Source organism: Akkermansia sp. GGCC_0220 (assembly GCF_017566105.1).
Classification (GTDB): Bacteria; Verrucomicrobiota; Verrucomicrobiia; order Verrucomicrobiales; family Akkermansiaceae; genus Akkermansia; species Akkermansia massiliensis.
Map to the genome: position 1 here is coordinate 20179 of NZ_JABFCI010000022.1, position 7619 is coordinate 27797.

The following is a 7619-nucleotide window of genomic DNA, read 5'->3' on the forward strand; positions in this document are numbered from 1 at the left end:
AAGAAAGGTAAGGCAATCAGATGGGGGTGGCGTAGGGGATGGCGTCCGTTTCTTCTACGGGTTCGGCCAGGGGAATATTGTCGTCACTGCCGTCCAGCGGCTCCGCATAGGGAATATTCTCTTCCGTATCCGGTTCCGCCATGGGGATGTGCTTTTCACACATCCTGGTGGGGGCCTGGTAGCCGGCGGAGGTTTCAAAATACGCCGTCCTGGCATACTGGCAGCCGGAATGGGCCAGCTGGTTGGACTCCCGGCAGACGAGCACGGCCTGTCCTTCCGAACCGGGCCGCGTGCGGATGGCGTTGGCGGGGTAGCCCTCCTTCTGGGCGGCCAGCATGATGTCCACCCAGACGGGAAGGGCCAGCGTGCCGCCGTAGCCTTTCTCCAGAATCTTGGTGGAGGAGTCAAACCCCACCCATACGCTGCACGTGAGATTGGAAGTATATCCGGCAAACCACGCGTTCGTGTAATTGTTCGTGGTCCCGGTCTTGCCGCCGCAGGGGGACTTGAAGCCCAGCGCGGTGATCCTGCCCGCCGTGCCGCCGGGTTTGCAGACCTGCTGGAGGATGGAGGAGGTGATGTTGGCCGCCCGCTGGGAATACGCGGTGCGCTTGCTCTTGGTGATGGCGAAGCGCGGCTGGCCCTGGGAATCCGTAATGTGGTCAATGATGTACGGAGTGGGGCGCACGCCGCCGTTGGCGAAGACGCTGTAGGCGCTGGCGATGTCCAGCGGGGAGGCCTCCCACGTGCCCAGGTAAAGGGCCGGGGTGCGGGAAATATTCCCGTGGAAGCCCGCCAGTTGGGCGGACTGGATGACGTTGGACAGCCCGGCCCGGTTGCCGATGCGCACGGACATGGTGTTGCGGGAAAGGATGAGGCCGAAGGAGGCCGGCTTCATGCCCCGGTACGTGCCGTCCGAATTGCGGGGGGACCAGTTGGCGGCTCCGCGTACCTCCCCGTAGGCGATCCGGTCGTCTGAAATGCGGGTGTCCGCGGAATTGCCCTGCTGGAAAAACGTGGCGTAAATGAACGGCTTGAACAGGGAGCCGGTCTGCCTTCTGGACTGGATGGCGCGGTTCAGCTTGGATTCCTCCGCATCCCGTCCGCCGACGACGGCGAGGAGGGCCCCCGTGGCGTTGTCCATGACTACGGCGGCGGACTGGATGTAATTGGGCATGGGAGGCTGCATTCCCTCCTTCCGTTCCGCGGGCAGCGCCTTCCAGGCGGCCAGGGCTGCTTCATATTCTGCCTTGGTGGTCAGCTTGTTCTTCAGGATTCCCTTCTTCTCACGTTTGGCTTGCAGGGACGCCAGGTGCTTCTTGAAATCCTTGCGCGCTTCCAGCGCTTCCATATGCTTGTTGATGGCGTCCAGCGTGGCGTTCTGCAAATCCAGGTCCAGCGTGGTGTGGACCACCAGACCGCCCAGGCGGATGTCTTCTTCTTCCAGAATGGCGTCCAGTTCCCGGCGCACAAGGTCCATGGCGTAATTCTCCTCCGACCGGGACTGGGGAGTCCGGGTGACGATGGGTTCCGCCAGGGCCGCCTGATACTGCACCTCCGTGATCTTGCCCTCGTTTTTCAACAGTCCCAGGACGATGTCGCGCACTTTTTTGGCTTCCTCCGGGTGTTTGATGGGGGAAAAATCATTCGGGCCGTAAATGATGCCGGCCAGCGTGGCGCATTCCGCCAGGGACAGGTCGCGGGGCTCCTTGTCATAATACCCGCGCGCCGCCGCCGCAATCCCCAGGAAAGTGTGTCCCCAGAAAATGCGGTTGATGTAGGTCTCCAGAATCTCATCCTTCGTGTAGGTGGCTTCAATGCGCTTTGCCAGAGCCACCTCCGTCAGCTTGGAATGCAGGTTGCGCTCCCGGTGGTTGTAAGTGATCTTGGCGAGCTGCATGGTCAGCGTGGAAGCTCCCTGCGTGGCCCTCTTGTGCTTGAGCACCTGTGCGAAGGCGCGGCCCACGCCTATCCAGTCCACGCCGCCGTGGTCGTAAAAGCGGTTGTCCTCACGCAGAATCAGGGCGTCGATGAAAATGGGGGGGACTTCCCGGAGGGACACCCGCTTGCGGTTTTCCCCGTGCAGGGTGCCGATGGTCCGGTTCTTGCGGTCCAGAATCACCGTGCGTTCCGGAATGTTGCTCTTGACCTCGGAAATGTCATAGCGGTTGGAAATGGTTCCGTAAAGGAACACCAGGATGGAACCGATTACAATGCCGACGAAGCAGCACCCCAGCAGGATGCGCAGGGGCCAGCTGATGAACCAGCGGATATTCCGCGTCAGGGAGCCGATGAAGCGGAACGGCATCAGCAGGACAAACAGCAGGGCGCCGAAAATCGTGAAGCGCGGCTTGCGCGGCCTTCCTGCGCGTGCGGAACGGGATTCTCCTTCCGCTTCAGGGTAGTCCTCATACTCCTCCTGCGGAGCCGGACGGGCAGCGCGCCGCGGGCGCGGGGGCGGTGTGTCATGCCGGGAAGAACCGCTGCGGGAATTTCTTGTTCTGCGGGTGGGGCCGGGAATGACTGCCGGACCGGGATCTTCCTGCGGCAAACCGGGATAGGACGGACGGGGCGCAGGCCTTTTTTTGCGTTCCGTTTGGGGACGGGAAGCCGCCTCACCGTCCTGGATGCGTTCCCGCCAGGAGCCGGCATTTCGTTTCCGTGATTTGTCGTTTAAACCCATCCGTGAGGGAATTTTATCATAAACAACCGGAATGGTCTAAGCAAAAGATGGAGCGTCATGTCGCAATCCTTAGACAAATTCGTACCGGTTTGAACGTTTATATGGTAGGATATGTCCTATCATTCGATTATCGATAATTTCATGATATCAGCATTCAGGATGACGAGTTTTTATTACTTGGTCGTTGGGGGGCTTGTGTCCCTGTTGTTAGGAGGAATGAGTCTTGCGGGGAATGTCTCTTCCATGGCGGACTTGCAGAAGCATGTGCATCAGGTGGCTTCCAGGGTCACGGCCGCTACGGTAGCGCTGGTTTCCGACGGGGGGGAGACGGGCAGCGGCGTGATTGTCACTCCGCAGGGGCTCATCCTGACGGCGGCCCACGTGGTGGGCGGCGATGAAATCATGCGCGTGGTCTTTGCCGACGGGCGCGTAGTCAAGGGGCGCGTGCTGGGGGCCAACTTTACGCGGGACGCCGCCATGGTGCAGATCATGGACGGCGGAAATTATCCCCATGTGGAACTGGGGGAATCCGACGGCCTGCATGTGGGGGACTTTGTGGTGGCCCTGGGCCATTCCAAGGGCTTTGACCCGGAACGCCGCGCGCCCATCCGCATGGGAAGGCTGTGCACGGACGGAAAACAGCGCTTTCTCATCTCGGAATGCACGCTCATCGGCGGGGATTCCGGCGGCCCTCTCTTTGACCTGTCCGGCAAACTGGTGGGCATTCATTCCTCCATCGGCCCCATGTTGAAAATCAACAACCATGTCCCCGTCTCCGTATTCCGGAGGGACTGGGACAAGCTGCTCTCCGGGCGGCACTGGGGCCAGCTTGGACTTCATCCCATGGCTGACCCGGAATCCCCCGTATTGGGATTTGCCATGATGGACGTGCTGGGCGTGGACGGAGTGGTAGTGGAAGACGTGGTGGTCAACTCTCCGGCGGATACCGCGGGCATCAAGCCGGGGGACGTCATCACTCACATGGACAGCCGCAGCCTCCGTTCCGTGCGGGACATGCTCCGTGAGCTGGGCAGGCACCGTCCCGGGGAAACCGTTCCGGTGGTAGTGGTGAGGAAAGGTACGGCCTACAAGGCGGATCTTACATTCGGCAGGCGCGGCGATCTGATGTCCGGCCTGAAATACCAGGAACAAACTCAAGGATGATCATGAAATACTTATGGGCGGCATTCGCGGCGGCTTCCGCGTGTGCCCAGGAAATAGCGTCCCCGCTCCCTCCGGACCAGATGATAGCCCCGGAGGACAAAATCGTGCTGGATAGCCAGGCCAAGGAAATCTTCCGGGAATGGGACAAGGTGGCTGTACCTGTGGGGCAGTCCGTGGTGGCGCTGGTGGCCGGCAATACCCAGGTGGCCCTGGGAACGGTGGTGGGGAAAGGGAAAGTGCTTACCAAGTTGAGCGACCTTCAGAAGGAACGGCGGCCGGTCATGCTGGTGGACTCTTCCGGACGGGTGTATGACGCCAAGGTGCTCTTTGCCCTGCCGGAACACGATCTGCTGATGATGGACGTCCCGGGGCTTCCCGCTCCCCCCATTGACCTGAACTCCTACGTGCAGGCGCAGGAAGGGGACGTGATTGCGGCCGTGTCCCCCACGGGGCATGTCAGTGACTTCGGGGTTGTTTCCGTGGCGCAGCGCAGCCTGCGGGCGGACGACCAGCCTTACCTGGGCATCGTTTCCGATCCCCGCTGGGACGGGGAGGGAGTCATGATCGGCGGCGTGGAGGCCGGAAGCGGAGCGCACCGCAGCGGTTTGCTGGCCGGCGATGTGCTGATGAAGCTGAATGGGAAGCCGGTGGACGGCATGTACTCCATCCGTGCCGCCATGGTCGGGGTGCGCCCTGGTGAGACGGTTCCCGTGGAAGTGAAGCGCCGGGACCAGGTGGTTGAAGGGAAGCTCCTCACGGGCCCCAGGCCCAAAGTGATGAAATTCCCCCAGAAGCGCCTGGACATGATGAACTCCATGGGCAACCGGATGAGCCTGAAGCGGGACGAATTCCCGCTGGTCATCCAGTCGGACATGACGTTGTTCCCGGAACGCGCCGGATGCCCGGTCATTGACGTTAACGGAAAATTTGTGGGGCTGGCCCTGAGCCGCGCCGGACGTACGGAAACCTACATTCTCCCCTCCTGGATATGCCGGGAACTGGTGGAAGGGGTGCTTCCGCAGGTGCAGCAGTACCAGGCCGGCCGCGGAGAAAACATTCCGGATGCCCAGCCTGTGGACGACTCCTATGACGCACGGCGCTTGGAGGAAAACCGCCGCAAGGTGGAGGACAAGATGAGCCGCCAGGGACTGGTGCCGAAGGTCTATTAAGCTCGGTTGGTTTCCGGGAGGTGAAGAGATGAACTGCCCGGGAGCCTGGAGTATTCGAGGCATCTTCGTGCTCTTCATGCCGTCCGGTTTTGGCCGGGAGGAACTTTCTGCCTTACCTGCTGTTTTTACTTCCTTCTCTTGTGGGAATCGTGTCGTTGTTGTCCCGGAGGAATGGGCTGCCGCATGAGGAAACTAAATGGCGGCGGCAATTTCTCCTGCCGGGAAAACGCGGAGCATTTTATTCACCGGGAATGGCGGCAGGATGGGATGATGGCGTAAAAAAACGGGCAGTAATGCCCGTTTTTCCGAATAAACTGGATTGGTTTCCGGCTCTTGAATATCTTTCGCCCCCGTATTGCCGGAGGATGAGGGGGAAAACTTACTTGCCCGAAGAGGCTGCCACCGGTTTTTCCTTGAAAATCATCAGTTCCGTTAGAACGACGGTGCGTCCGGTGGAATCCGGGGAAATGATCATCACTACTTTCCGCCCGGGGTAGGTGGTCAGCATCATGCCCCTGTCCTTCACCTTCACGACTTTGCCGTTCTTCAAACGGGTCATGTACGTCAAATTGGCGGCAGTAGTGCGGGAAACGTTGCTGTCCGTAGAGTCCTTGCCGAAAATGTAAATGGACTTGCTGGGCAATTCAATGGCGCTCTTTTCTCCCGCGGGGGGCTTGGGAAGCTCCAGAGTGAAGGTGCGGCCGGTCAGATTCTGAATGTAAACGCAATTAAGCGGAAGTTCCGCCTCATTGATGAAATCCAGGGTAAACTCTCCGCTGCTGTTCTTGCCTACCAGCGCCAGGGTTTTGGGGCCAAGGTCGGTCGGAAGGGGCTTGCTGACAAGCTTGTTGGTCGGCATCCCCTTCTGGTCCAGGCCACCGAACAGGGTAATAATCTTGCTCCTGGGATAAACGCTGCGGCGTCCGGGAAGGGCGGCGCGGATTTCCACTTTCTCCAGCCTTTTGGAATCAATGGGCATGTAAATGGGAGAGGGGAGGGGCATGGGCGTCTTAAGGACAAACCGGATGCCGTTGACGGCGGCGGGGGAGAGGGACTTGTCCACGGTATCAGCCGCCGGGGCGTTCGTTTCCGGTTTAGCCGGCTCCGGCTTGGAAGGAGTGCGGGTTTGTCCATGGACGAAAGAAACGCTTCCGAGAAGGCAGGTAAAGGCGAGGATGGGTAAAATGCGCATATATTCGGGGGAGTGAAAAATAAAAGGGGGCTTTTGGCCGGCGCATGGACCCTTGACGGACAGTCTTGCGGGAGAGAATGCAGCAGGCTGAATCCATCGGAGCGTGCAACAGGGTACGGACGCAAGCCTTGATGGACTTTATATCCCTTGTGAAGTACAGGAATGAGGAAGGCCGTGCAAGCTCAAAGTAGGGATGTTGGAGATAAAAAATAGAAAATTCCAGCGGTAATTGGCCCCCTTTTTCTGCCGGGAAAGCCTGCGGATTCAGCATTTCTGTTACGCATGACCTCATCTGCACAGGGTAAAATAGTATCTGAATGAATAAAATGGCTTATGTGCAGGTACATGGAGTAATGATGAAAAACAAGTTATGTGAGATCTCCACAGGAAAATAATTGCATTTAAAGGATAGGAAGCCTTGGTTATTCGCCTTGGCCGGGTAAGATGCGTTTTGTGGGAAGGGCCCTCTTGGCGGAAAAAGTGAGATAAAGACATCTGCGGAGGAAAAGCATTTGACTGGGGCGGAACTTCGGCATCCTGTGCAATGTTCCGTGATATTTATCCGCAGGAATTTTACGATAAAATCATCAATCGCAAACTATGTGTAAGTGGCCGGAATATGCTTGATATAGGCACGGAAACAGGAGCATATGAAACTGCTTGCTGAAATTGCTCCTGCTGAATTTGACATATTGCATGAAGTGGCTGTTGCTGAGCTTAAAAAATAAGTGGTGGATAACGTTTATAGAAGCGGGTTAATGACGTCCCTATGGAATGTGGGCTGTACCTTGTCTTTGGCTCTTTTAAATAACGGCAAGGAGAGTAAAATAATATCCGCTTTACAACTTTTCACTTTTTCGCCTTCGGGAAAAGCCTGAAAATTCGTTCGTTGAGGTCTTCCCCATCGAGCAAAAATGCAGAAGTCTCTGCACTGGTCTGTCTGTCGCGATGGATTTCGTGAAAAAGCCGTTCCCGCTTCACATAAAAACTGCTCTGGAATGCAGTGGAATAATTCTCATGCCGGGGGTGGTTACATGGAATGATAGAAACCCTCTTTCGGAGGTTCGGGATAAAAGATGCAGGCCCCCGCGGCTTGAAATCCGCAAAGGCCCATTTTGCCAGGATTTCAGAAGGCCTGTTTTCTTTAATTGGCTGCCTTGTAAGTTCCGCGAACAAAAGACGTTCCTTCTCTTTCTGGATAGTAAACATGTCAGCAAGCCGGCCTCGTACTTGCAGATTTATATTTTTCGTAATTCTCAAATGGAGGCTCACTTAAAAAATATGCGTCTATAATTGCACCCCCCCATTATCCCTATTACCCCTATAAACCTTATAACCCCTATCTTGCTTTTCCTCCCTCCCCTTAAGCACAAAAAGAGCCGCTCCCCGTGGATGGGAAGCGGCGCTGGCC

General features: G+C 57.5%; 5 protein-coding genes and 1 pseudogene. 3 read left to right on the forward strand and 3 right to left on the reverse strand.

Annotated elements, in window-relative coordinates:
• Window positions 1–16: 16 nt before the first annotated feature.
• Complete coding sequence (locus tag HJW02_RS12180; RefSeq protein WP_180971763.1) at window positions 17–2551, reverse strand: transglycosylase domain-containing protein; 2535 nt, start codon at window positions 2549–2551, stop codon at window positions 17–19.
• A 375-nt stretch (window positions 2552–2926) separates the two neighbouring features.
• On the opposite strand from HJW02_RS12180, the gene HJW02_RS12185 reads away from it, so the two are divergent.
• The gene (locus HJW02_RS12185; protein WP_180971140.1) at window positions 2927–3847 is read left to right on the forward strand and encodes a trypsin-like peptidase domain-containing protein; all 921 of its coding nucleotides are present in this window, start codon (window positions 2927–2929) and stop codon (window positions 3845–3847) included.
• 2 nt (window positions 3848–3849) lie between these two features.
• Window positions 3850–5016 (forward strand): PDZ domain-containing protein, encoded by a 1167-nt coding sequence (locus HJW02_RS12190; protein WP_180971141.1) that lies wholly within the window; start codon window positions 3850–3852, stop codon window positions 5014–5016.
• 379 nt (window positions 5017–5395) lie between these two features.
• Here HJW02_RS12190 and HJW02_RS12195 read toward each other — a convergent pair whose 3' ends face one another.
• Complete coding sequence (locus HJW02_RS12195; protein ID WP_022395928.1) at window positions 5396–6208, reverse strand: hypothetical protein; 813 nt, start codon at window positions 6206–6208, stop codon at window positions 5396–5398.
• A gap of 493 nt (window positions 6209–6701) precedes the next feature.
• Between HJW02_RS12195 and HJW02_RS14175 the strand changes: the two are divergent.
• Window positions 6702–6854 (forward strand): annotated as a pseudogene (locus tag HJW02_RS14175) (class I SAM-dependent methyltransferase); the annotation flags it as partial.
• A gap of 203 nt (window positions 6855–7057) precedes the next feature.
• Here the strand turns inward: HJW02_RS14175 and HJW02_RS12200 are convergent.
• A complete protein-coding gene (locus HJW02_RS12200) occupies window positions 7058–7417 on the reverse strand; it encodes a hypothetical protein (RefSeq protein WP_102721021.1) in 360 nt (119 codons plus the stop codon).
• Between the last annotated feature and the right edge of the window lie 202 nt (window positions 7418–7619).

Excerpts from the sequence above, each read along its gene's own strand:
- HJW02_RS12195 (WP_022395928.1), bottom strand. The coding sequence starts at position 6,208 with ATGCGCATTTTACCCATCCTCGCCTTTACCTGCCTTCTCGGAAGCGTT.
- HJW02_RS12200 (WP_102721021.1), bottom strand. The coding sequence starts at position 7,417 with ATGTTTACTATCCAGAAAGAGAAGGAACGTCTTTTGTTCGCGGAACTT.
- HJW02_RS12190 (WP_180971141.1), top strand. The coding sequence starts at position 3,850 with ATGAAATACTTATGGGCGGCATTCGCGGCGGCTTCCGCGTGTGCCCAG.
- HJW02_RS12185 (WP_180971140.1), top strand. The coding sequence starts at position 2,927 with ATGGCGGACTTGCAGAAGCATGTGCATCAGGTGGCTTCCAGGGTCACG.